Annotated in this window: 17 protein-coding genes; 8 read left to right on the plus strand and 9 right to left on the minus strand. The window is 75.2% G+C overall.

The features are described 5' to 3' along the window. Positions 1–94: 94 nt before the first annotated feature. Positions 95–706: a sigma-70 family RNA polymerase sigma factor gene (locus tag AB0M11_RS12485; protein ID WP_365704296.1), complete on the plus strand. Its 612-nt coding sequence runs from the start codon at positions 95–97 to the stop codon at positions 704–706. 9 nt (positions 707–715) lie between these two features. After that, positions 716–1,741 (plus strand): cobalamin B12-binding domain-containing protein, encoded by a 1,026-nt coding sequence (locus tag AB0M11_RS12490; RefSeq protein ID WP_365704298.1) that lies wholly within the window; start codon positions 716–718, stop codon positions 1,739–1,741. Between the two features lie 119 nt (positions 1,742–1,860). On the opposite strand, the gene AB0M11_RS12495 is transcribed toward AB0M11_RS12490, so the two are convergent. The 5 genes from AB0M11_RS12495 to AB0M11_RS12515 form a co-directional block, all read right to left on the minus strand. After that, positions 1,861–3,234: a deoxyribodipyrimidine photo-lyase gene (locus tag AB0M11_RS12495; protein WP_365704300.1), complete on the minus strand. Its 1,374-nt coding sequence runs from the start codon at positions 3,232–3,234 to the stop codon at positions 1,861–1,863. A 266-nt stretch (positions 3,235–3,500) separates the two neighbouring features. Next, positions 3,501–4,520 (minus strand): DUF5914 domain-containing protein, encoded by a 1,020-nt coding sequence (locus AB0M11_RS12500; protein ID WP_365704302.1) that lies wholly within the window; start codon positions 4,518–4,520, stop codon positions 3,501–3,503. Next, complete coding sequence (locus AB0M11_RS12505; protein ID WP_365704304.1) at positions 4,517–5,581, minus strand: phytoene/squalene synthase family protein; 1,065 nt, start codon at positions 5,579–5,581, stop codon at positions 4,517–4,519. The genes AB0M11_RS12500 and AB0M11_RS12505 overlap by 4 nt, the downstream gene beginning before the upstream one ends. Then, positions 5,578–7,218, minus strand: coding sequence for a phytoene desaturase (locus AB0M11_RS12510; RefSeq protein WP_365704307.1), 1,641 nt, complete (start codon positions 7,216–7,218; stop codon positions 5,578–5,580). The genes AB0M11_RS12505 and AB0M11_RS12510 overlap by 4 nt, the downstream gene beginning before the upstream one ends. Further along, positions 7,215–8,753: a polyprenyl synthetase family protein gene (locus AB0M11_RS12515; protein ID WP_365704310.1), complete on the minus strand. Its 1,539-nt coding sequence runs from the start codon at positions 8,751–8,753 to the stop codon at positions 7,215–7,217. Before AB0M11_RS12515 ends, AB0M11_RS12510 begins: the two co-directional genes overlap by 4 nt. Before the next feature lie 420 nt (positions 8,754–9,173). Here AB0M11_RS12515 and AB0M11_RS12520 point away from each other — a divergent pair, with 420 nt between their 5' ends. From AB0M11_RS12520 to AB0M11_RS12530, 3 genes are read left to right on the plus strand one after another with little or no spacing between them, the layout of a single operon-like run. Beyond that, positions 9,174–10,511: a lycopene cyclase family protein gene (locus AB0M11_RS12520; protein ID WP_365704312.1), complete on the plus strand. Its 1,338-nt coding sequence runs from the start codon at positions 9,174–9,176 to the stop codon at positions 10,509–10,511. Further along, positions 10,508–11,254: a class I SAM-dependent methyltransferase gene (locus tag AB0M11_RS12525; RefSeq protein WP_365704314.1), complete on the plus strand. Its 747-nt coding sequence runs from the start codon at positions 10,508–10,510 to the stop codon at positions 11,252–11,254. The genes AB0M11_RS12520 and AB0M11_RS12525 overlap by 4 nt, the downstream gene beginning before the upstream one ends. Further along, entirely contained in the window at positions 11,251–12,828 is a 1,578-nt protein-coding gene (locus tag AB0M11_RS12530; RefSeq protein ID WP_365704316.1) for an FAD-dependent oxidoreductase, read from the plus strand. The genes AB0M11_RS12525 and AB0M11_RS12530 overlap by 4 nt, the downstream gene beginning before the upstream one ends. 250 nt (positions 12,829–13,078) lie before the next feature. Here the strand turns inward: AB0M11_RS12530 and AB0M11_RS12535 are convergent, their stop codons facing one another. Together AB0M11_RS12535 and AB0M11_RS12540 are read right to left on the minus strand one after the other, a co-directional pair. Next, the gene (locus AB0M11_RS12535) at positions 13,079–15,646 is read right to left on the minus strand and encodes an FtsX-like permease family protein (RefSeq protein ID WP_365704318.1); all 2,568 of its coding nucleotides are present in this window, start codon (positions 15,644–15,646) and stop codon (positions 13,079–13,081) included. A gap of 3 nt (positions 15,647–15,649) precedes the next feature. Continuing rightward, entirely contained in the window at positions 15,650–16,468 is an 819-nt protein-coding gene (locus AB0M11_RS12540) for an ABC transporter ATP-binding protein (protein WP_365704320.1), read from the minus strand. 151 nt (positions 16,469–16,619) lie between these two features. Between AB0M11_RS12540 and AB0M11_RS12545 the strand changes: the two genes are divergently transcribed. Both AB0M11_RS12545 and AB0M11_RS12550 read left to right on the plus strand, forming a co-directional pair. Further along, positions 16,620–16,871 carry a toxin-antitoxin system HicB family antitoxin gene (locus AB0M11_RS12545; protein WP_365704322.1) on the plus strand — a complete coding sequence of 84 codons (252 nt, stop codon included), beginning with the start codon at positions 16,620–16,622 and terminating at the stop codon, positions 16,869–16,871. A gap of 4 nt (positions 16,872–16,875) precedes the next feature. Then, positions 16,876–17,250 (plus strand): fic family toxin-antitoxin system, toxin component, encoded by a 375-nt coding sequence (locus tag AB0M11_RS12550; RefSeq protein ID WP_293996212.1) that lies wholly within the window; start codon positions 16,876–16,878, stop codon positions 17,248–17,250. Between the two features lie 59 nt (positions 17,251–17,309). Here AB0M11_RS12550 and AB0M11_RS12555 read toward each other — a convergent pair whose 3' ends face one another. Then, positions 17,310–17,993: a class I SAM-dependent methyltransferase gene (locus tag AB0M11_RS12555; RefSeq protein WP_365704325.1), complete on the minus strand. Its 684-nt coding sequence runs from the start codon at positions 17,991–17,993 to the stop codon at positions 17,310–17,312. A gap of 86 nt (positions 17,994–18,079) precedes the next feature. After that, a complete protein-coding gene (locus tag AB0M11_RS12560) occupies positions 18,080–18,766 on the minus strand; it encodes a triacylglycerol lipase (protein WP_365704327.1) in 687 nt (228 codons plus the stop codon). Between the two features lie 116 nt (positions 18,767–18,882). On the opposite strand from AB0M11_RS12560, the gene AB0M11_RS12565 reads away from it, so the two are divergent. Further along, a complete protein-coding gene (locus tag AB0M11_RS12565) occupies positions 18,883–21,057 on the plus strand; it encodes a LuxR C-terminal-related transcriptional regulator (protein ID WP_365704329.1) in 2,175 nt (724 codons plus the stop codon). Positions 21,058–21,143: the final 86 nt, after the last annotated feature.

The raw sequence follows: 21,143 nt of genomic DNA on the forward strand, positions 1-21,143 counted from the left end.
CTCGATGCAGACTCGATGCGAGTTGCCGCCGCCGGGGTCCCGGACGGACCGTGGCGGCGAGGCCGGGAGCCATCCCGCACAAGGAGCAACCGCAATGACCGCATTCGCTGTGACCGCATCCGCTGTGACTGCGGCCCCGCCCAGGCCCGCGGCGGACCCGGACGACGATCTGGCCCGGCGGTTCGCGGCCGGGGACGAGAGCGGCCTGGAGGCGGTCTACCGTCGCTGGGCCCCCCTCGTCCTGTCCCTGGCGCGGCAGTCCCTGGGCGACGGCACGGAGGCCGAGGACGTCACCCAGACGGTGTTCCTCGCCGCCTGGCGCGGCCGCCACGGCTACCGTCCGGGCCGGGGGCCGCTGCCCGCCTGGCTCGTGGGCATCGCCCGCCGCAAGATCGCCGACGCGCTGTCCGCCCGCACCCGGCGCACGGACGCCGTCACGGCGGCGGCGCACGAGCCGGCCCGCTCGCCGGACCCGTGGTACACCCAGGACGCGGTCCTGAACCGGGTGGACGTCACCCGGGAGCTGCGCCGGCTTCCCGAGGCCCAGCGGCGGGTGCTGTGCCTGGCGTTCTACGGTGACCTGACACAGACGCAGATCGCCCACGTCACCGGCTGGCCGCTCGGTACGGTCAAGAGCCACGCCCGGCGCGGTCTGCTGCGCCTGGGCCGGAGCCTGGACGCCGAGACCGTGGAGCGAGCACGCTGAGAGACGCACATGACCGCCGTGAACTCCGCTGAGCAGCCTCCGTCCGAGCCGCCCGCCGTGCCGGGCGGCGCCGGGCTGACCACGGGTGTGCTGGCCCGCCGCCTCGGGGTGTCGCCCATGACCCTGCGCTCGTGGGACCGCCGCTACGGCATCGGCCCGACCGCCCGCACCGAGGGCGGCCACCGTCGCTGGACGGCGGCGGACGTGGCCACGGTCGAGGAGATGTGCCGGCTGACGGCGACCGGCATCCCGCCGGCCGACGCGGCCCGCGCCGCCCGCCCGTCCGCCGCCGGCTCGTCCGCGGCGGCGGAGGCCTCCGCCGGGCCGCCGCCCCCGCCGCCCCCGCCGCCCGCCGGGCGGTCGCGGGCGGCCGGCGCGCTCCCTCTCGGCGACGTGCGTCAGGAATGCCGCGGCCTGGCCCGCGCCGCCGTACGACTGGACGCCCCCGCGCTCGAGAAGCAGCTCACCGCCGCCGTCGAACGCTACGGCGTCGTGGTCGCCTGGCAGGAGGTGATGGTCCCCACCCTGCACGCCGTGGGGCGCCGCTGGGCGTCCTCGGAGGACCAGTACGTGGAGGTGGAGCACCTCCTCGCGTGGCACGTCTCCACCGTGCTGCGCCGCAGCGCACCGGCCGCCGTGCCCGTGGTCCCGCCGGCGCCCGGCTGCGTGCTGCTGGCCTGTGTGCCCGGGGAACAGCACACCCTGCCCCTGGAGGCGCTGCACGCGGCGCTCGGTCGCGAGGGGCTGCCGGTGCGCATGCTGGGAGCCGCCGTGCCCGTCGAGGCGCTGGAGGCGGCGGTGCGCAGGCTCGGCCCGGTCGCGGTCGTGCTGTGGGCCCAGGAGAGCGCACGCGCGGCTCCGGCCCTGGTCCGGCACATCGCCGCGCAGCGCTGGGGCATGAAGGGGACGCGGCGCGGCCCGGCGGTGCTGCTGGGCGGCCCCGGCTGGAGCCGGTCCCAGCCCGCCGGCGTGCTCAGACCGGCCGGACTGGCCCAGGCGGTCGAGGCACTGCGCACCCTGTGCACCGCGGGCTGACCCCGAGCACACGCCCCCGCCCCCTCACCGCCGGCCGTCGTGCCGTGCCGCGATGCCCGAGCCGCCGGGGTACCCGCCCCGTCATCTGTCCTCCCCGTCATCTGTCCTCCGGCCGGCCCTCAGGCGCGCCCCCGGGCCCGCTTGAAGCGGTCCAGGCCCTCCGCCAGTGAGACCACCGGATCGGGGTAGCCGGTGCTCGCCCGCTCCAGTCCCGGAAGCCGCCACGGCTCGTGCACGGCGGGCGCCTCCACCTCCGCGAGTTCCGGCACCCAGCGGCGCACATATGCGCCGTCCGGGTCGTACCGCTTGCCCTGGATGACGGGGTTGAGCACCCGGTTCGGCCGGGTGTCGGTGCCCGTGCCGGCCATCCACTGCCAGTTCAGCTGGTTGTTCGCCATGTCGCCGTCGACCAGCAGGTCCAGGAAGTGCCGGGCGCCCACCCGCCAGTCGACGTACAGCGTCTTGGTGAGGAAGCTCGCGGCCAGCAGCCGGCCCCGGTTGTGCATCCAGCCCTCGTGGCGCAGCTGGCGCATCGCCGCGTCGACGATCGGGTAGCCGGTGCGGCCCTCCCGCCACGCCTGCGCGTCCGCCTCGGCGTCCCGGCCGCCGCGCCACCGGTCCCGGTGGGTGCGGTAGTCACGGGCGGCGGCGTCCGGGCGGGCGGCGAGCACCTGCCGGTTGAAGTCGCGCCAGGCGACCTGCCGTACGAACGCCTCCGCGCCCGCGCCGCCGGCCCGGCGGGCCCGGTGCACCACCTCGACCGGTGACAGGGTGCCGAAGTGCAGGTGGGGGGAGAGCCGGGAGGTGGCGTCGCCCGCCAGGTCGTCGTGGCCTTCCTGGTACCCGGCCACCCCGGAGCGCAGCCACGCGGTCAGCCTGCGCCGCCCCTCCGTCTCCCCGCCCGCGCACAGACCGGGCGACACGCCGTGCACGCCGCCGCGCTCCGGCAGCGGGACGGAACCCACCTGCGCCGGCACGGTGACCGCGCCCGGCGCGTCCAGCGCGTCCCGCAGACCCTGCTCGGACCATCGCCGGTAGTACGGCGTGAACACCGCGAAGTGGTCGGAAGAGGCCGGGGTCACCGCGCCGGGCGCCACGGCCGTACAGACCGTGTCGTGCACGTACAGGCGGCGCCCGTCGGCCTCCAGCGCCCGGCGCAGCCGCCGTTCGCGCGCGTGTGCGAAGGTGCTGACGTCGCCCGCCATGTGCACCTCGTCGGCGTCCGCCTCGGCGGCAACCCGGCACACCTCCGTGACGGTGTCGCCCTCCCGCAGCACCAGCCGGCCGCCCCGCTCCCGCAGCCGGGCGTCCAGGTCCCGCAGGCAGTCGGCGAGGAACGCGAGCCTGTTGGGCGCGGCGAAACCGGCCTTGTCCACGGCCGGGTCGCGCACGAACAGCGGCACCACCCGCCCTCCGCCGTGCAGGGCCGCGCGCAGTGGCGGGTGGTCCGACAGGCGCAGATCGCAGGTGAACACGACGACCGAGGTCTGCATGGGGGCTCACTTCCGCTTCCGGTGGGGGGCGCTCTCTCGAATGGCTTCGCCCGGTCGGCCGGTGCCGGATGCGGCGGGCCGTCGGAAGTCCCCCGTTCGGGTGCCGCGCACCCGCGACGGCGGCCGAACCGGCGCCCGAACCGGCGCCCGAACCGGAGGCCGAACCGGGGGCCGTCGCCGGGGTGCCCGTCGCGCCTGACCGGCTCACACATGTCCGGCCTCCGAGCACGGTGCTTGCCGCTTGCCGCCTGGCGCCCTGCCGCCGCTCAGCCCGGGAAGCGGCCCGTCGACCGCAGCTGCCAGCGGCGCTCGGCGTAGGCCAGGTCGTCCCGCCACAGCCGCCCGGCCGCCGCGCGGACCAGGGGACGCAGCAGTGGTGCCGCCCGGCGGGCGGCAGCGAAGCCCGGACGGTGCGAGGCGGCGACCACCGCCTCCACGACGGCGGTGCGCGGCCGTCCCGCTCCGTCCGCGCCGAGCGGCGTGGCATGCGTCTCGACCACGGAGCCCGCGCCCTCGCCCTCGGTGATGTGCATGACGACCGTGCGAGGTTCGGGCGCGGTGAAGACGGCGCGGACCGGCACCACCAGGCGGCCCGCCACCTTGAAGGACACGTCGACGGTCAGCGCGTCCGGGCCGTCGCCCGCCGAGCCACCGGCCGCGCCGGCCGGGCCGCCGGGTGCGTCCACCACGGTCAGGTCCACGAACGAGTAGGGGTGGAACCACGCCCCGTGCCACGGATCGAGCCGGTTGGCCACCACGTCCTCGGGCTCGCAGACACCCACCCCGGTGTACACGGCCGTCAGGGCGCGCGCGGGTTCGGGCCGCCGCGGCACGACCGGCGCGTCCAGCGGCTCTTCGCCGCCCACCGCGTCCAGCCGGACCCACACCAGCACCCCGTCGTCGTGCACCGGCAGGGGGGACCAGCCCGCGTACGGGCCGCCGTCCAGGGCCAGTCCGTGCCAGTGGCACACCAGCGTGCCGCAGCGCACCGGACTGTCCCGCAGCGGTGCTCCCAGGTGCGGGCAGATCCCCGGTCCGCCGACGAGGCGCCCGTCGGGCCCCCGCCACACCACGACCTCCTGCCCCGCCACGGTCCGCGCCAGCTTGCCGTCGCCCCGCAGGGCGTGGGAGGCGCCGAGGACGTACCAGTTGCCGGACGGGCGGGCCTGGGCCCGTTTCAGCCCCCCGGCGATCAGGCCGGGCCGCGCCTCCTGCCAGGTGGGCCGCTGACGCTCCCAGGACACGGCGTGCCGGCGCAGCGACAGCGGCAGACGGCGGCGGTTCACGCGACCTCCTCGGTGGAGCGGACGGCCGCCGTCGGCGAGGGCGCATCCGTGGGCGGGGCCATGGGCGCGTCCGAAGCCGCGGCCGCGGGCAGGGGGCGGGCGGCAGGGTTCGGCCGGTGTCCGGCGACCGTCCGTGCGCGCAGCCTGGCCGCCGCCACCCGGACCAGCCCGTCGGCGGCGACCACCGCCCTGCGCCGCCGCGGTACCACCGACCGCCGGTGCAGCACGGTGTAGCCGTCACGGGCGACGGCGTCCAGGATGCCGCCGTACAGGACGGCCGCGGTGCGGATGCAGGGCCGCGCCACCGGGTCGAGCAGGTCGACCCCGGGCATGGCCGCCCGGTACACGCCGCGGGTCAGCGCCTCGAACTCCCTGAGCGCGGCGGTGATCCTGCCGTCCGGGCGGCCCGTCGCGCGGCTCCAGGACAGCAGCTCCCGGTCCACGCCGTGACCGGCGAGCAGGTCGGCGGGCAGGTAGACGCGCCCGCGGTCCAGGTCCTCGCCGACGTCCCGCAGGAAGTTGCTCAGCTGGAAGGCGACACCGAGCGCCGCGGCGTACGGCGCGGCCTCCTCCCGCTCCACCACCGTGCCCAGGACCGGCAGCATCTCGAGCCCGATCACCGCGGCCGAGCCGTGCATGTACCCGCGCAGGTCGGCGTAGGTGGGATAGGCGGTCACGACCAGGTCGGAGCGCATCGCGGTCATGAAGTCCCGGAAGTGGGTGTGGTCGATGGCGTAGCGGCGGGCGGTGTCGGCGAGCGCGCGCACCACCGGCTCGCCACCGCCCTGCCGCAGCCCCTGCTCCAGTTCCTCCTGGAGCCGGGTCAGCGCCCGCACCCGCAGCTCGGGTCCGGCGCCCGGGTCGAGGGAGTCGACGATGTCGTCGGCCCAGCGGGCGAAGCCGTACAGGGCGTGCACGGCGGGCCGCCGCTCGATCGGCAGCAGCCGGGTGGCGAGGAAGTAGGTCTTGCCGTGCCGGGCGTTCAGGGCGCGGCAGTGACGGTAGGCCGCGCGCAGCGCCGGATCGCTGATCCCCGCGGCGTCCAGCTCTCGGTCGGTCATCGTGTCCTGCCTCGGGTGGTGGGCGCCGTCGGGTCGGCCGGAGGTCCGTCCGGCAGCGGAAGGCGCCGTGCGGCGGCCGGGGAACCGGTGTCGGTGGCGGGCGCGGTCGCGGTGGCGGCGGTCGCGGTGGGGCGCCCGCGGGTGCTGCGGCGGCCGGGTACGCCGGTGACGCGGGCCGCGGCCAGCTTCCCCGACAGCAACACGGTCGGCACGCCCACGCCGGGCGTGGTCCCGCACCCCGCCAGGACCGCGTTCTCGGTGCCGCGCACCAGGTTGCGCGGCCGGAACGGCCCGGTCTGCGCGAAGGTGTGGGCGGCCGAGAAGGGCGTACCGGCGGCGTGCCCCTGGGCGTGCCAGTCCGCCGGGGTGATCAGGCACTCCTCCTCGATGGCGGCTTCGATGCCGTCCAGCCCGCGCCGCTCCAGCTCCCGCAGCAGCGTGTCCCGGTATCGCGGGCCGAGGTCGGACCAGGCCGCCGCGTCCGGGCCGATGTCGGTGTTGGGGCAGGGGGCGAGGATGTAGTGCAGGTGGTGGCCCGGCGGCGCGAGGCCCGGATCGGTGGTGGTGGGCCGGGTGACGAGCAGCGACGGATCGCTCATCAGCCGTCCGGCGCGGGTGAGTTCACCGAAGGTGGTGCGCCACGCCGCGCCGAACGAGATCGTGTGGTGGGCGAGCTGGGGCCAGGTGCGGTCCGTGCCGGCGTGCAGCACCACCGCGGAGGGGGAGTGGCGCAGTCCGAGCGGTCTGCGCGGCCGGCGGCCGAGCAGCCGGTAGGCGACCGGCAGGTCCGGGGTGAGGACGACCGCGTCGCAGGGGATGCGGTCGGCGTCGGTGACGACGGCCGTGACGCGCTCGCCCGACCGCTCCAGGCGGGTCACCCGCTGCCCGAACCGCAGCTCGGCGCCTGCCGCGGCGGCCGCCTCCGCCATCGCCCGCGGCAGCGCATGCATGCCGCCGCGGGGGAAGTACACGCCGGCGACGGTGTCCATGTAGGCGATGACCGCGTAGGCGGCCAGCGCCCGCTCCGGCGGCACACCCGCGTAGAGGGCCTGGAAGGAGAACACCCGGCGCAGCCGCTCGTCGCTCAGGAAACGGCCGATCCGGGCGTCCAGGCGGCCGAAGCCGCCCAGCGCCGCGAGCCGGACGAGGTCGCCGTTGAGCAGGCCGAGCGGTGAGTCGAAGTTGGCGTCGATGAACCGGCGCATCTGGGCCCGGTACAGCCGCTGGAGCCAGTCGCGCAGCCGCCGGTAGCCCGCCGCCTCCGCCGCTCCGGCGAACCGCTCCACCTCCGCGGCCATCGCCTCCGCGCCGGTGTGCACGTCGAGGCTGCTGCCGTCGGCGAAGCAGGCCCGGTAGGCCGGGTGCAGGGGGATCAGCTCGACCCGCTCGTACAGGCTCTCGCCGACGGCGGCGAACGCCTCGTCCGCCAGCTCCGGCATGGTCAGCACGGTGGGCCCGGTGTCGATCCGGTACCCGCCCAGGTCGAGGCGTCCGGCCCGGCCGCCGGGCAGCTCCTCGCGTTCGACGACGGTGACCCGGCGTCCGGCACCCAGCAGGTGCAACGCCGCGGACAGCCCGGCGAGTCCGGCGCCGACGACCACGACGTGGTCCGTGGGGCCGGGCAGGGTGCGCGTCACCGGCCACTCCCCGCACCACGGCGGGCACCGGACGCGTGCGACCCGTGCGCGGGCCGCAGACATACGACGGCGTCGCCACCCGACCGCCCCGCCCCTGGCCCGGCGCCGTCCGGCCGGGCCTCGATCCGCTCAGCTCCGTCCGACCGCAGCTCATGTCCTTCGGGCCTCACCTGACCTGGCCTGGCTTCCCCCGTCCGGGCCTGACTCGGCCCCGCTCCCTCTGGCCGTGTCAGGCCCGGCCCGGCCCCACCCCGCCGTGCCTGATCCCGCCCGGCCCCGCCCGGCCGGGCGCCGGCCGCCGCGATGAGCAGAGCGCGCAGTGGCTCGGCGCCCTCCGGGTCGAGCAGGGCGCCGTCGAAGTGCCGCAGGCCCTGCTCGGCGAGTCGGTCGATCTTGCTCTCCACGGTGGCGCGCGCCCCCGTCCTGACCAGCACGTCCCGCACCTCGTCCAGACCGCCCACGGTGAGGGACGCATCCCCGAGCCGCCGGTCCAGGACGGCCAGTGCGGCGTCGTCGCCGGCCGCCTCGGCCCGCGCGCGGGCGACCGCGACCAGATAGGTCGGTTTGCCCTCCCGGATGTCGCCGCCGCACGCCTTGCCGGTCTCCAGCGGGTCGCCGAAGACGTCGTCCAGGTCGTCGCGCAGCTGGAAGGCCATGCCGACACAGCGTCCGGCGTCGCACAGCCGGCGTACCGTCAGCTCGTCCGCGCCCGCCGCGGTGGCGCCCAGGGCGAGAGGCCGCTCCACCGAGTACAGCGCGCTCTTCAGGCAGGCGGCGCGCAGCGCGCGCGGCATGGACCGGGCCGCGGTGATCTGGCCTTGGACGTCCAGGTACTGGCCCGCCACCATCTCCGTGCGCATGTCGCTCCACAGCCGCCGCACCACCACCCCGGTCCAGGGCGCCAGCGGCGTCTCCGCCACCAGGTCGTCGGCCCAGGCCAGCGCCAGGTCCCCGGCGAGGACCGCCGCCGACTGCCCGAACCGCTCGGCCCGTTCGGGGCCCACCCGGCCGGCATGGCTGCCGGTCAGGTCCGTGTGCAGCGCCGGCCGGCCACGCCGCAGCGAGGCCCGGTCCATCACGTCGTCGTGGACGAGCGCGCACGTCTGGAGCAGTTCCAGGGCGGCCGCGAGGTGCAGGGCCGCCCCCGCGGCCGCCGGGTCCCGGCCGGCGCAGGCCCGCGAGGCCCACCACACCAGCTGGGCGCGCGTGCGCCTGCCACCCTGCAGGGTGAAGCGCGCCACCCGTTCGGCCAGTTCCTCGGCGAACAGGGGATCCGCCACGCGGGCGCGGCGCAGGCGCTCCGCCAGCACATGGTCGAGCATCCGGCCGACCGCGCCGGGCACGTCGGCGTCGGCCTCGCGCACCTCGGCGGCCCCGGCCGGAAGCGGTCCGCTCGCCACCGGGCGTGCCTCGGTCCTGCCGGGTCCCTGTCCGTCGTCGGCCACCGGCCTGCGCGGAAGTGACGCCACGGGCGCGGCCGCGACCGGCCGCGGCGGCGCCTCCGCAGGGTGGTCCTTCGCGTGCGTGGGACGCATCCCGGTTCCCTCCGTCGTGTCTGTGTCCGTCGTTCCCGTCACCCGTCTGCTTCGGCGCGGGCGGCGTGGACGGATGCGCGCACTGCCACGCGATCGCGGCGGCCACCGGGTCCGCCCCCTCAACGGTGCCGTCTGTGGCGTTCGGCCGCGCGCCGTCAGGGAAGTGCCTGCATCCGCCGGGGTACACAATCCGGAAGACCAGGCCGGGGCTTCCGAGGGCGGGCGTCGTGTCCCTCCACCGCCCGTTCGGAAACCACCGCCAGGAGCAAGCACCTGGGAACAGACACGTGGGAACGCCGAGGAAGGCCCGACAAGGCTGAGGAAGTGGCCGGACAAGGCCGAGGGAGTGGCCGGACAAGGCCGAGGAAGGCCCGACAAGGCCGAGGAAGTGGCCCGACAAGGCCGAGGAAGGGAGAGGCCGTGCCGGAGACGGACGTGGCCGTCGTGGGTGCGGGCGCCGCCGGGCTGTCGCTGGCCCACCGGCTCGCCGGCACCGTGCCGGGCCTGCGGACACCGTCCGTGGTGCTGATCGACGCGCCGCCCGGACCGTTGCGGCCGCCCCCACGGACCTGGTGCTACTGGGCGGCGGGGCCGGGCCGGTTCGACGCGGCGGTGCGGGCCGAGTGGCAGCGGCTGCGAGTGCGCCCGCGCACCGGGGCCCCCGTCGAGGGCGGAATCGCCCCGCTGCGGTACCGCATGATCCGCTCCGGCGACTTCGAGCGCCTCGTCGCCCGGGATCTGGCCCGCAGCCCCAACGTCCGGCGCCTGGAAGCGACCGTCGAAGCGGTGGAGGACGTGCCGGGTGGCGCGCGCCTGCTGCTGCGGGACGCCGATGGCCGGGCACGGCCGCTCAGCGCGCGCTGGGTCCTCGACTCCCGCCCACCGGGCAGCCTGCCGGCCGCGCGCACCACCTTGCTGCAGCACTTCCACGGCTGGTTCGTGCGCACCGCCCGGCCCGTCTTCGACCCGGCCGTCGTGGAGCTGATGGACTTCCGCACCCCGCAGCCCGACCACGGCCTGTCCTTCGGCTACGTCCTGCCGACCGGGCCGTGCGAGGCGCTGGTGGAGTACACCGAGTTCTCCCGGCACCTGCTCACGCCGGAGCGCTACGAGGCCGCGGTACGGCACTACGCCGACGAGGTGCTGCGGCTCGGCGAACGGCAGGTCCTGGCCACCGAGACCGGCGTCATCCCGATGACCGACGCGCCGGTCCCCCGGCAGAGCGGGACCTCGGTCTTCCGCATCGGCGCGGCCGGCGGAGCCACCCGCCCCGCCACCGGCTACACCTTCGCCGGTCTGCAGCGCCAGACCAGTGCCGTCGCCGAGGCCCTGCGCCGCGGGCGCCGCCCGGTGCCGCCCGCCGCGCACTCGGCGCGCTCCCGCGCCATGGACGCCGTCCTGCTGCGCGCGCTGGACAGCGGCCGGGCCGACGGTCCGGAGCTGTTCGGCCGGCTGTTCGCCCGCGTGCCCATGGCACGGCTGCTGCGCTTCCTCGACGGAGGCACCCGCCTGCACGAGGACCTGCGCGTCGGCCTGCACGCACCCGTCGGCCCGATGCTGCGCTCCGCCCTGGAACTGCCCCTGCTGCCCCGCCGCCCCTTCGCCCCGCCCGCCACCCCGCCGCTTCCCGCGCCGGATCCGCCCGTGCCGCCCACGATCGCGTCGCCTCCGCCCACGCCGCCCGCCACCCCGCCGCTTCCCGCGCCGGACCCGTCCGTGCCGCCCGCTCCGAACCTCCCCCCGACGGAGACCACATGACGCTGTTGCGCGACGAGAACCTCGCTGCCGCCTTCGACCACGCCGCCCGCAGCTATGACACGCTCGTGGCCGCCAACCCCGGCTACCACGCCCACCTGCGCCGCTCGGTGCGCCGGCTCGGACTGCCCGGCCGGGGGCAGGGGCTGCGCCTGCTCGACCTCGGGTGCGGAACCGGCGCCTCCACCGCCGCCCTGCGCTCGGTCCTGCCCGCCGCCGACGTCACGGCTGTGGACGCCTCGGCCGGAATGCTCCGGCGGGCCGCGGCCAAACCGTGGGCCGACGGGGTGACCTTCGTGCACGCTCCCGCCGAGCGGCTGTCCGAGGCCGGGGTGCGCGGCCCCTTCGACGCGGTGTTCGCGGCCTATCTCCTGCGCAACGTCACCGATCCCGACGCCGTCCTCGCCGCCGTGCACGGGCTGCTGCGGCCGGGCGGGCGGCTCGCCGTGCACGAGTACGCCCTCCGCGGGCGGCGCGCCGACCGCGCGGTCTGGACGCTGGTGTGCCGGGGTGTCGTACAGCCCGTGGCGACCCTGCTGGGGGACGGGCCGCTCTACCGGCACCTGTGGCGCAGCGTGGTGGAGTTCGACACGGCCGGACGCTTCGCGCGGCGGCTCGGCGCGGCCGGTTTCGAACAGGTGCGCGCCCTGCCGTTGCCGGGCTGGCAGACCGGCATCACCCACACCTTTGTCGCAAGCCGGGCGGACGGCTCCCGGGCCGCCCACCAACCTACGGAGGACGCATGAGGACCGCACACCAGGGCGCCGCGCGCCGGGGACGCGACCGCAGGGCCCGGATCCTGCCCGCCCGGCCCGGCGCCCCCCGGGTGCAGGGCAGCCCGCCGTCGGTGGCGGTGGTCGGCGCGGGCATCGCCGGCCTGGCCGCCGCCACCGCGCTCGCCGAGCGCGGGGTGGCCGTCACCGTGTACGAGAAGCTGCCGTACCTCGGCGGCCGGGTGGGCGGCTGGCCGACCGAGCTGCGGGGCGGCACCACGGTGACCATGAGCCGCGGCTTCCACGCGTTCTTCCGTCAGTACTACAACCTGCGCGGACTGCTGCGCCGAACCGACCCCGGCCTGGAGCGGCTCACCGGCCTCGCGGACTACCCGCTGCTGCACGCCGGCGGCCTGCGCGACAGTTTCCGGCACGTCCCGCGCACCCCGCCGCTCAGCGCGCTCGGTTTCGTGGCGCTCAGCCCCTCCTTCCGGCTCGCGGACCTGCGCGCCATGGACCCGCGCGCGGCCCTGCCCCTGCTCGACGTGCGCGTGCCGGAGGTGTACGACCAGCTGGACGGCACCAGCGCCCACGACTTCCTGGACGTCGTGGGCTTCCCTGAGGACGCCCGGCACCTGGCCTTCGAGGTGTTCTCCCGGAGCTTCTTCGCCGATCCGCGTGAGCTGTCGGCCGCCGAGATGGCGCTGATGTTCCACATCTACTTCCTCGGCTCCGCCGAGGGGCTGCTGTTCGACGTGCCCCGCGCTCCCTTTCCGGCCGCCCTGTGGGACCCGCTCGCCGGCTATCTGGCCCGGCACCGGGCGCGGGTGCGCACCGGCACGGCCGTCGAGCACATCGAGCCCACCCCGGACGGCGGTCTGGTCGTCGCCGCCGGACAGGACGAGCGCCGCCACGACGGGGTCGTCCTCGCCCTGGACGGCGCGGGGCTGCGCTCGCTGGTCGAGCGCAGCCCGCAGCTGGGCGACGCGGCCTGGCGCGAGCGGATCGGACGGCTGCGCACCGCCCCGCCCTTCCTGGTCAGCCGCGTGTGGTTGGACCGGCCCGTCGCACCCGACCGGCCCGGCTTCCTCGGCACCAGCGGCTTCGGCACCCTCGACAACATCAGCGTGCTGGAGCGCTACGAGGACGAGGCGGCACGCTGGAGCGCGCGCACCGGAGGTTCTGTCGTCGAACTGCACGCCTACGCCGTACCGCCAGGTGCCGCCCGGGACGTCGAACAGAAGCGCATCCTGGACCAACTGCACTGGGTGTATCCGGAGACCACCACGGCCACGGTGGTCGACGCCCGTCACGAGTGGCGCGAGGACTGCCCCCTGTTCCCGGTGGGCGGCTACGGCGACCGCCCCACCGTCCGCACCCCCCACCCCGGACTGGTCGTGGCCGGCGATCTGGTCCGCACCGGCCTGCCCGTGGCGCTCATGGAACGGGCGGCCACGAGCGGCTTCCTCGCGGCCAACGCCCTGCTGGAGCGGTGGGGGGTGCGGGGCCAGACGCTGTGGACGGTCCCCGACCGCGGACGAAGCGCGCTCCTCAGAACCCTGGCCACCCGGGGGCGGACGCCCACCGTCCGCGAACGGCGGCCCTGAACGCCCCGCACACGGCATGCCCCGCACACGGCACGCCCCGCGCACGGCACGCCCCGCACACAGCACGCCCCGTGAGCTGGACCGGACCCGCCGATCGATCCGGCGGTACCGGACCCGCCGGATCGAACCCGAGCGCATCCACCCGGCGGGTGCCGGCGGCGTTGCTGTCCGGGGGCGCGTCACAGCGGGGTCGGCTGTGTCGCGCCCGCCCGGTCGGACGCGGGGTGTGCGCCGGGGGCGCCGGCTCGTCTCACTCGTGCGCGATCGCGGCCAGCACGTTCATGCGCGATGCGCGCAACGCCGGCAGGAGTGCGGCCGCGACGCCGACGGCCGCCGAGCCGATCACCACCGCGACGATCGTGCCCCACGGGATCGCCAGCGCCTTCATGCCCTGGAGCGCCAGGACCTGCTGGGTGCACACGCCCCACACGAGCCCGAGCGCGAGCCCCAGCACCGCGCCGAACACCGCGATGACCACCGACTCCAGCCGGATCATCCGGCGCAGCTGCCGCCGGGCCAGCCCGATCGCGCGCAGCAGCCCGATCTCGCGGGTGCGCTCCACCACCGACAGGGCGAGGGTGTTGACCACCCCGAGCACCGCGATGACGATCGCCAGCCCGAGCAGCGCGTACACCAGGTAGAGCAGGACGGCGATCTGGTCGTGGACCAGCTTCTTGTAGTCGGCCTGGTCACGCACCTGCACCTGCGGATACGGCGCCAGCGTCCGCTCCAGCCGCGAACGCAGCTGATCGGCGCTGGTGCCCGGGGCCCGGTTGACGTACAACGCCGAGTCCTGGCCGCCGGGGACGTACTTCTCGATGGTGGCGATGCCGAACACCAACCCGCCCTGCGTGCCGAATCCGCCTCCGCTGCCCTGATCGCTGAGGGCACCCACCTTCATCTCGGCGGTCCTGCCGCCCGGGAACTCGACCGGCAGCACGGTGCCGAGGCGCACCCTGTGGTCCTCCGCGAAATTGACGTCCATGCCGAGACCGCCCGCGGCCAGCGCGGCCGCGGTGTCACCGCCCCGGTAGACGACGTGGGCGACCTTGTCCACCTGCGGGTCGTACCCCGCGGCGGTCGTGGTGACCCGCTTGCCGTCCGGCAGGCGCACCGCCACGGGCGCGAACCGCTGCCGCACGACCAGCCCCACGCCCGCGGTGCCGCGGACCTTGTCGGTGATCTCCTGGGTGAACGGCAGGAAGTTGCCGTTCTGGACGACGAAGTCGGCGCCGAGGGTTTTGTCGATCTGCTGGTCGAAGGACTTCGACATGGAGGCGCTGGCCACCGACATCCCGCCGACCAGGGCGAGCCCCACCACGAGCGCGGCGGCGGTGGCCCCGGTACGGCGCGGGTTGCGCAGGGCGTTGCGCTGGCTCATCCGGCCGACCGGGCCGAACAGGACGGGGAAGGCAGCGCCGAGAACCCGGATGACGGGACGGACCAGCAGCGGGCCCGAAATGACGGTCGCGATCAGGGTCAGGATCACCCCGAGGCCCAGCAGCGAGGCCGCCGACGCCGTTCTGGTCGCGGTCGCGCACCCTGCCAGGGACGCGGCCCCGAGCACCCCGACGGCCGAACCGGCGATCGCCCGTGCCCTGAGCGGCCTGCCCACACCGGCGATGTCGGCGTCCACGAGCGCCGCCATCGGCGACACTCCGGCCGCGCGCCGGGCGGGCAGATACGCGGCGACGAAGGTGACGCCGACGCCCACGACGTAGGCGGCGACCGGCGTGCCCCAGCCGATGACCATCTCGGCGGCCTTGAGGTTCATGCCGAACGCGGTCATCAGCCTGATCAGCCCGAACGCCAGCCCGATCCCGGCGCCCAGGCCCAGCGTCGAGCCGGCCAGCCCGAGCAGCACCGCCTCGGTGAGCACGGATTGCCGCACCTGTCGCCGGTCGGCGCCCAGGGCGCGCAGCAGCCCCAGCTCCCGGGTGCGCTGGGCGATCAGCATGGAGAAGGTGTTGACGATGAGGAAGACGCCCACCAGGGTGGCGATCCCGGCGAATCCCAGCATCACGTACTTGATCACGTCCAGGAAGCCGCCGAGGTCCGCGGCCGACGACTTCGCCTGCTCGTCGGCGGTCTTCAGGCCGTAGGTCCCGGTGCCGATCGCCGCGCCGACCCGTCGCTTGAGCTGGGCGTCCGTCACCCCCGGCGCCGCGTCCACGGAGATGCTGGTGGCCCGGCCGGCCGAGCCCAACAGTTCCTTCGCGGCCACCGCCGGGTCGAGGAAGACCAGGGCCGCGCCGGGGTTGGTGGTGGTGAAGGTGGCGATGCCGACGATCTCCACCTCGAAGGTGCCCGGCTGGGCCTGCACGGTCAGCGTGTCGCCGATCCGCACGTGCTTCCTGTCGGCGGTGTCGGCGTCCAGGAGCGCCTGCCCGGCGCCCTGCGGGGCGTGTCCCGAGGTCAGCTTCAAGGGGCTGCGGTGGCTGAGGTACCAGTCCGTGGCGACGGTCGGGGCGCCGGTGGTCGGGCCGACCGACTTGTTGTGGCTGTCGACCACCACGACGTTCTGCACGGACACGTCCGCGTGCGTCGCCGCGGCCCCGTCGACCTTGGCGATCTCACGGGCCAGCGCGGCCGGCACGGTCTGGACGGCGCCGGTCGGCACGGACGACTTCAGGTCCGCCTTCGGCTCGACGGTCACGTCGGCGGAGGTGGACGCGAACAGCCGGTCGAAGGTGCGGGTGACGGTGTCGGAGAAGATCAGGCTGCCCGCGACGAACGCCACGGACAGGACGATGGCCAGTGCGGACAGCACCAGCCGCCCCTTGTGCGCGAGGAAGCTGCGCAGCGTCGCCTTGAGCACCGGTCAGTCCTCCTCGGGCCCCGCGGACCCGCGTCCCACGTCGAACCCGGGGGTCTGGGCGTCTCCCCCAGAAAAAAGGCGCATGCGTTCGAGCACGGCCTCCGCCGTCGGCCCCTCCATCCGGTCCACGATCCGGCCGTCCGCGAGGAAGAGCACCAGGTCGGAGTGGGCGGCGGCGCCCGGGTCGTGGGTGACCATGACGACCGTCTGGCCGAGCTGGTCCACCGCCTGCCGCAGAAAGCCCAGCACCTCGAGACCGGCCCGGGAGTCCAGGTTCCCGGTCGGTTCGTCGGCGAAGATCAGTTCCGGTCGGGAGACCAGCGCCCGCGCGCAGGCCACGCGCTGCTGCTGCCCGCCGGAGAGCTGTGCGGGCCGGTGTCTCAGCCGGTCCCGCAGCCCGAGGGTGTCGATCACCTCGTCGAGCCACTTCGCGTCGGGCTTCCTGCCGGCGATGTCCATGGGCAGCGTGATGTTCTCGGCCGCGCTGAGCGTCGGTATCAGGTTGAACGACTGGAACATGAACCCGATCCGGTCCCGGCGCAGCCGCGTCAGCTCGCGCTCCTTCAGGCCCGTTATCTCCGTGCCGCCGAGCCAGACCTGGCCGGCCGAGACCGTGTCCAGCCCCGCCAGACAGTGCATCAGCGTGGACTTGCCGGAGCCCGACGGACCCATCACCGCGGTGAAGCGACCGCGCGCGATGTCCACGTCCACCGAGTCCAGCGCGAGCACCGCCGTCTCGCCCGCTCCGTACGCCTTGGTCAGCCCGCGTGCCCGGGCTGCGACCCCGTCGGCGCCGGGCGCCTTTGCGGCTGCTGTGGACAAGACTGCCTCCCCGATCACCCGACGGTCACCCGACGGCCACCCGACCTCTGTGTCCGGGGCGAGCGTAGTGTGACCCGTCCCACAGCCGGTATCACTTTTCGGTTCCGATGCACGCTTGCCCGCGCTAGCGGTCCCGCGCTAGCTTCGAGGTATGGCTAAGACCCAGCTGAACGTGCGAGTGGACGAGGGCACCGCCAAGGCCGCCCGCGAGCGCGCCCTCGCACGCGGCGTGAGCGTCAACCGCTACATAGAGGAACTGGTCATGCAGGACACAGGTGAGGCGGGCCGCACGTTCGTCGAGGCCGCCGCCGATTTCATGAAGCAGTACGAGGCCGTGTTCGCCGAGGAGTTCGGTGAGACGCACGGTACCGACACGTCTGACAACACCGAAGGCCGTCACTGATCCCTTGAGCGACCTGACGATCGACCTCGCCTGGCTCCTCATGCTCGCCGAACAGAAGACCCCGGGTGACCCGCAGGTCACCGACTGGGGTGCCCTGATCGCCGCCGTCGCCAGGCACCGGGCCGAGATATTCGACGTCCCCGTCTACGACACCCCGCAGGCCCGAGCCGCCGCCCTGCTCCAGTTGCTGATCCACGTCCCGGCCCTGGAGCGCTCGAACGCCCTCTTCGCCTCCTCGGTCGCCTACGCCTACCTGGTGGCCAGCGGCCTGAAGGTCGTCACCTCGCCCGAGCAGGTCCGCGACCTGGCCCGGCTGGTCAAGAACGGCGAGGCGAGCGTCGCCGACATCGCCCAGGAGCTGCGCCGCTGGAGCCTGTGACGGACCCGCGGACCCGCGGACCCTCGGACCCTCGGACCCGCGGACCCGCGGACCAGGGATCAGGATTCCCGCAGTTTGCGGGCGAAGCCCAGCGCGCAGTACGAGGAGGGCAGCCGCGGCCCCTTCTCCGGCAGGAACACCCGGCGGTACGGGCCGAGTTCGAACCCGGCCGCGCGCAGCTCGGCGACCGGCTCCCGGGAGAGGTGGCAGCCGCCGCTCAGCAGCGGCCACACCGTCCGGTCCAGGGCCCGCTGGGTGAACCGCATCGCCGGGCCGCCGCCCGCGCCGTGCTCGAAGAACCGCAGCTCACCGCCCGGCCGCAGCACCCGCCGCACCTCCGCGAGCGCCCGGCGCACATCCCGGACACTGCACAGCACCAGCGAGAGGACCGCCGCATCGAAGGCCTCGCTCTTCACCGGCAGCGCCTCCGCGGTACCCGGCACCACATCCACCGGGACGTCCGCGCGCACGGCGGCCTCCGCCGCCAACTGCCGCAGGACGCGCTCCGGTTCGATCGCCACGACCTCCGCGACCGCACCGGGGTAGCGGGCGAAGTTGAGTCCGTTGCCCGCGCCGATCTCGATCACCCGCCCGGACAGCCCGAAGAGCAGCCGCTCCCGGATCGCCGCCATGCCGAGACCGGTCTCGGCCGCGACGCTGCAGCGAGCGTAGAAACGGGCGAACAGCGGGTGGTGGACGGGGTCCCGCACCGGTGTGCCGGCGCCGGTGGACATCAGCCGCATGACGACCTCCAGACCTCCGCACGGAAGCAGGTCTACGGTGATTGTCCCCCGTACGGGCCCGTCGCACCCCCCGCTGCCGGGGCGGTTCAGGAGAGGAAGGCGCGCACCTGCTCGTAGACGCCGTGGTCGTTGTTCATGTCGGTGTGCGAGATGCAGCCGACGTCGACGTTGGTCGCCCCGCTCAGCTCCGCCGAGGTGTCCGGGTCGATCGCCGCGTCGCAGTCCGACCAGTACGCCGCGTAGGAGACGCTGCCGGGTGTCTCGTCACCGGAGTTCAGGGCGGTCAGGAACGAGCTGCCGGTCGTCATCTCCTTGCAGGAGGTGTACAGCCAGCCGCACAGCGAGGCGACGCTGGTGCCGTGGTTCACCCCGGCGACCGAGACGAAGCGGTCCACGTACGAGGTCCCGCCGAGGTTCTTGAGGTAGTAGCGGCTGTTGAGCGCGCCCATGGAGTGCACCACCAGGTCGACCTTCGAGGCGCCGGTCCTGGACAGCACGGACTGGATGTAGGTGGCGAGCGTCGAGGCGGTGGTGACGTTCGACTTCGTCCAGTCGTAGGAGATCGCGTACAGCTCGGAGGACGAGTAGCCGTCCGCCTCGAAGTCAGCGATCCAGTCGTTCCAGCCGCTGGCGTCGCCGCTCAGGCCGTGCACGAACACGATCGGCTCGTGGCTCGCCGCGTGCGCGGTGCCGGCGGTCAGGGGGAGGGACAGAAGGAGCGAACCGGCTATCGCCGACAGAGCGGTTGCGATGCGACGCTTGGCGCGTTGCATGATGCCTCCTGAAACGGGTGGGGTTGTTCAGGAGTGTCAGGACCGGTCTACGCGCGGCGCATCGGCGAAGTCGCCAGTCTTTACGAGTCAACTAACTCGCCAGTAACGTCTTTCGTGTGGTGATACCGGTGAACCCCCCACCTCCGGGCCGCACTTCGCCACCGCAGCCGACCGACGCGGGGCCGAACCCGGCTTCGGCGCTCCCCGAGGGCGTCCGTACCCGGGTGACACGAGTCGTCTACGACGATCAGCGCGCCGTGGCCGAACTCGTGCCGCGCCTGACCGAACGGCAGGCGGCAGGCGTCGACCCGCTGCCGGTCGAACCGGCTGAACAGGCACCGGAGTTGCTGCGCGTCCTGCGCCGGGAGATCCGCACCCTGCCCGAGGAGACCCGGCTGCTGCTGCAGCTCGCCGCCGCCGACCAGTACCCGGTGGCCACCCACGCCTTCCTGCGCGCGGTCACCGCCGGCCGGCTGGACACCCGCCCGCTGGACGCGGCCGAGGCGGCCGGAGTCGCCCACGCCAGTGCCGGCGGAGTCCTCTTCCGGGACCCCTGGACCCGGATCGCCGCCTACGAGACCGCCTCGCCGGCCGACCGGCGCGCGGCCCATCACCTGCTCGCCCGGGTGCTCGGCGGCAAGGGCGAGACCACCCGCCGCTCCTGGCACCGGGGCGCCGCCGCCCTCGGTCCCAGCGCCCGGCTCGCGGCGGAACTGCGCGGCGCCGCCGACCGGGCCCGTGCCGAAGGGCCTCCCGCCCTGGCCCGCGCGCTCGCCGAACGCGCCGCCGGCCTCAGCCCCGACCCGGCCGAGGAAGCCCGGCTGCTCGCCTCGGCCGCCGCCGACGCCTGGCGCTCCGGAGAGCCCGACCGGGCGAGACGGCTCGCCGCCCGCACGGACGACTCCGCCCTCAACGGCGTCCTCGCCCTCCGGGCCGGCCACGCCGCCGAGGCCTTCGACGCCCTGCTCACCGCCGCCGTCCGGCAGGAACGCACCGCCGATGCCGTCGAACTGCTGGAGCTCGCCACCGAGGCCGCCGTGTACACGGGCGACCTCAGACGCTGCCGCGAGGCCCACATCCTCGCCCAGTGGCTGGACCTCCCGCAGTCCGGCGTCCTCGCCGCCCTCGCCTGCGCCGTCGAAGGCCGCTACGCCGACGCCCGGATCCTCCTCAAGACCACCGCGGGCCGCTGCGGGCCGGGTCGCGACCCCCGCTCGCTGATCCACTCCGGGATCGCCGCGCTGATGCTCGGCGACCCCACCCGGGCCGTCACCGCCACCCTCCGGGCCGCCGCCTCCGCGCGGGCGCGCGGCCTGCCCGGCACTCAGGCGCAGGCCATGGAGTTCCGCGCCTACGCCGACTTCTGGACCGGCCGCCCCCGGGCCGCCGAGGCCGCCGCCGAGGAGGCCCTGCGCCAGGCCTACGCCACCGGTCAGGACAACGGAGCCTGCCACCTCCAGGCCGCGCTCGCCATGTTCGCCGCCGTCACCGGCGACGAGCAGGCCTGCCGGGAGCGCGCGGCCGCCGCCCGCTCGTACGCCCTGGCACACGGACTGGGGCTGCCCGCCGCCCTCGCCCAGTGGGCGCTCGCCTTCCTCGACCTGGCCGGCGGCCGCTTCCCTGCCGCGGCCGCCCGGCTGCGCGCCCTCGCCGGATTCGGGCCTGGACACGGCCACCGGGCCATCCGGCACCTGGCCACCCCGCACTACGTGGAGGCCGCCGTCCGCACCGGCGACGCCCGGGTCGCCCGTGCCGCGCACGCCGACTACCACCGCTGGGCCACCGCCGTCCGCAGCCCCGACGACCTCGCGCTCAGCGCCCGCTGCCGGGCCCTGCTCGCGGCCGGCGCCGAAGCGGTCCCGCACTACCGGGAGGCGCTGGACCTGCACGCCCGGGGCACCCGGGACTTCGAACGCGCCCGCACCGAGCTGCTGTTCGGCGGCGCGCTGCGCCGGCTGCGGCAGCGCACCGAGGCGCGGGACCGGCTGCACAGCGCCCTGGAGGCTTTCGAGTCCTTCGGCGCCCCGCACTGCGCGGCCCAGGCCCGTGCCGAACTCCGGGCGCTGGGAACGCCGTTGACGCCGCACGCCGGGACCGACCCGGCCGCCGTGCTCACCGCCCAGCAGCTGACGGTCGCCCGGATGGCGGCGGACGGCGCCACGAACCGCGAGATCGCGGACCGCCTCAACCTCAGCCCGCGCACCATCGACCACCATCTGCGGGGCGTCTTCGCCCGCCTGGGCATCCGATCCCGGATCGAACTGGTACGGCTGCTCGGCGAGTCGCCGTAGGTCGTCGGCCGGGTGCGGCGCCGTCGTGGCCGGTCGCGCAGTTCCCCGCGCCCCTGAAGGGGCGCGTCGCCGACCCCCTTCTTTTA

Origin of the sequence: Streptomyces sp. NPDC051987, from assembly GCF_040680735.1 — a bacterium.
Classification (GTDB): Bacteria; Actinomycetota; Actinomycetes; order Streptomycetales; family Streptomycetaceae; genus Streptomyces.

What these genes read in the sequence shown, in the direction of transcription:
- AB0M11_RS12485 (WP_365704296.1), top strand. Translation starts at nt 95, where the DNA reads ATGACCGCATTCGCTGTGACCGCATCCGCTGTGACTGCGGCCCCGCCC.
- AB0M11_RS12490 (WP_365704298.1), top strand. Translation starts at nt 716, where the DNA reads ATGACCGCCGTGAACTCCGCTGAGCAGCCTCCGTCCGAGCCGCCCGCC.
- AB0M11_RS12495 (WP_365704300.1), bottom strand. Translation starts at nt 3,234, where the DNA reads ATGCAGACCTCGGTCGTCGTGTTCACCTGCGATCTGCGCCTGTCGGAC.
- AB0M11_RS12505 (WP_365704304.1), bottom strand. Translation starts at nt 5,581, where the DNA reads ATGACCGACCGAGAGCTGGACGCCGCGGGGATCAGCGATCCGGCGCTG.
- AB0M11_RS12515 (WP_365704310.1), bottom strand. Translation starts at nt 8,753, where the DNA reads ATGCGTCCCACGCACGCGAAGGACCACCCTGCGGAGGCGCCGCCGCGG.
- AB0M11_RS12525 (WP_365704314.1), top strand. Translation starts at nt 10,508, where the DNA reads ATGACGCTGTTGCGCGACGAGAACCTCGCTGCCGCCTTCGACCACGCC.
- AB0M11_RS12530 (WP_365704316.1), top strand. Translation starts at nt 11,251, where the DNA reads ATGAGGACCGCACACCAGGGCGCCGCGCGCCGGGGACGCGACCGCAGG.
- AB0M11_RS12545 (WP_365704322.1), top strand. Translation starts at nt 16,620, where the DNA reads ATGGCTAAGACCCAGCTGAACGTGCGAGTGGACGAGGGCACCGCCAAG.
- AB0M11_RS12555 (WP_365704325.1), bottom strand. Translation starts at nt 17,993, where the DNA reads ATGCGGCTGATGTCCACCGGCGCCGGCACACCGGTGCGGGACCCCGTC.
- AB0M11_RS12560 (WP_365704327.1), bottom strand. Translation starts at nt 18,766, where the DNA reads ATGCAACGCGCCAAGCGTCGCATCGCAACCGCTCTGTCGGCGATAGCC.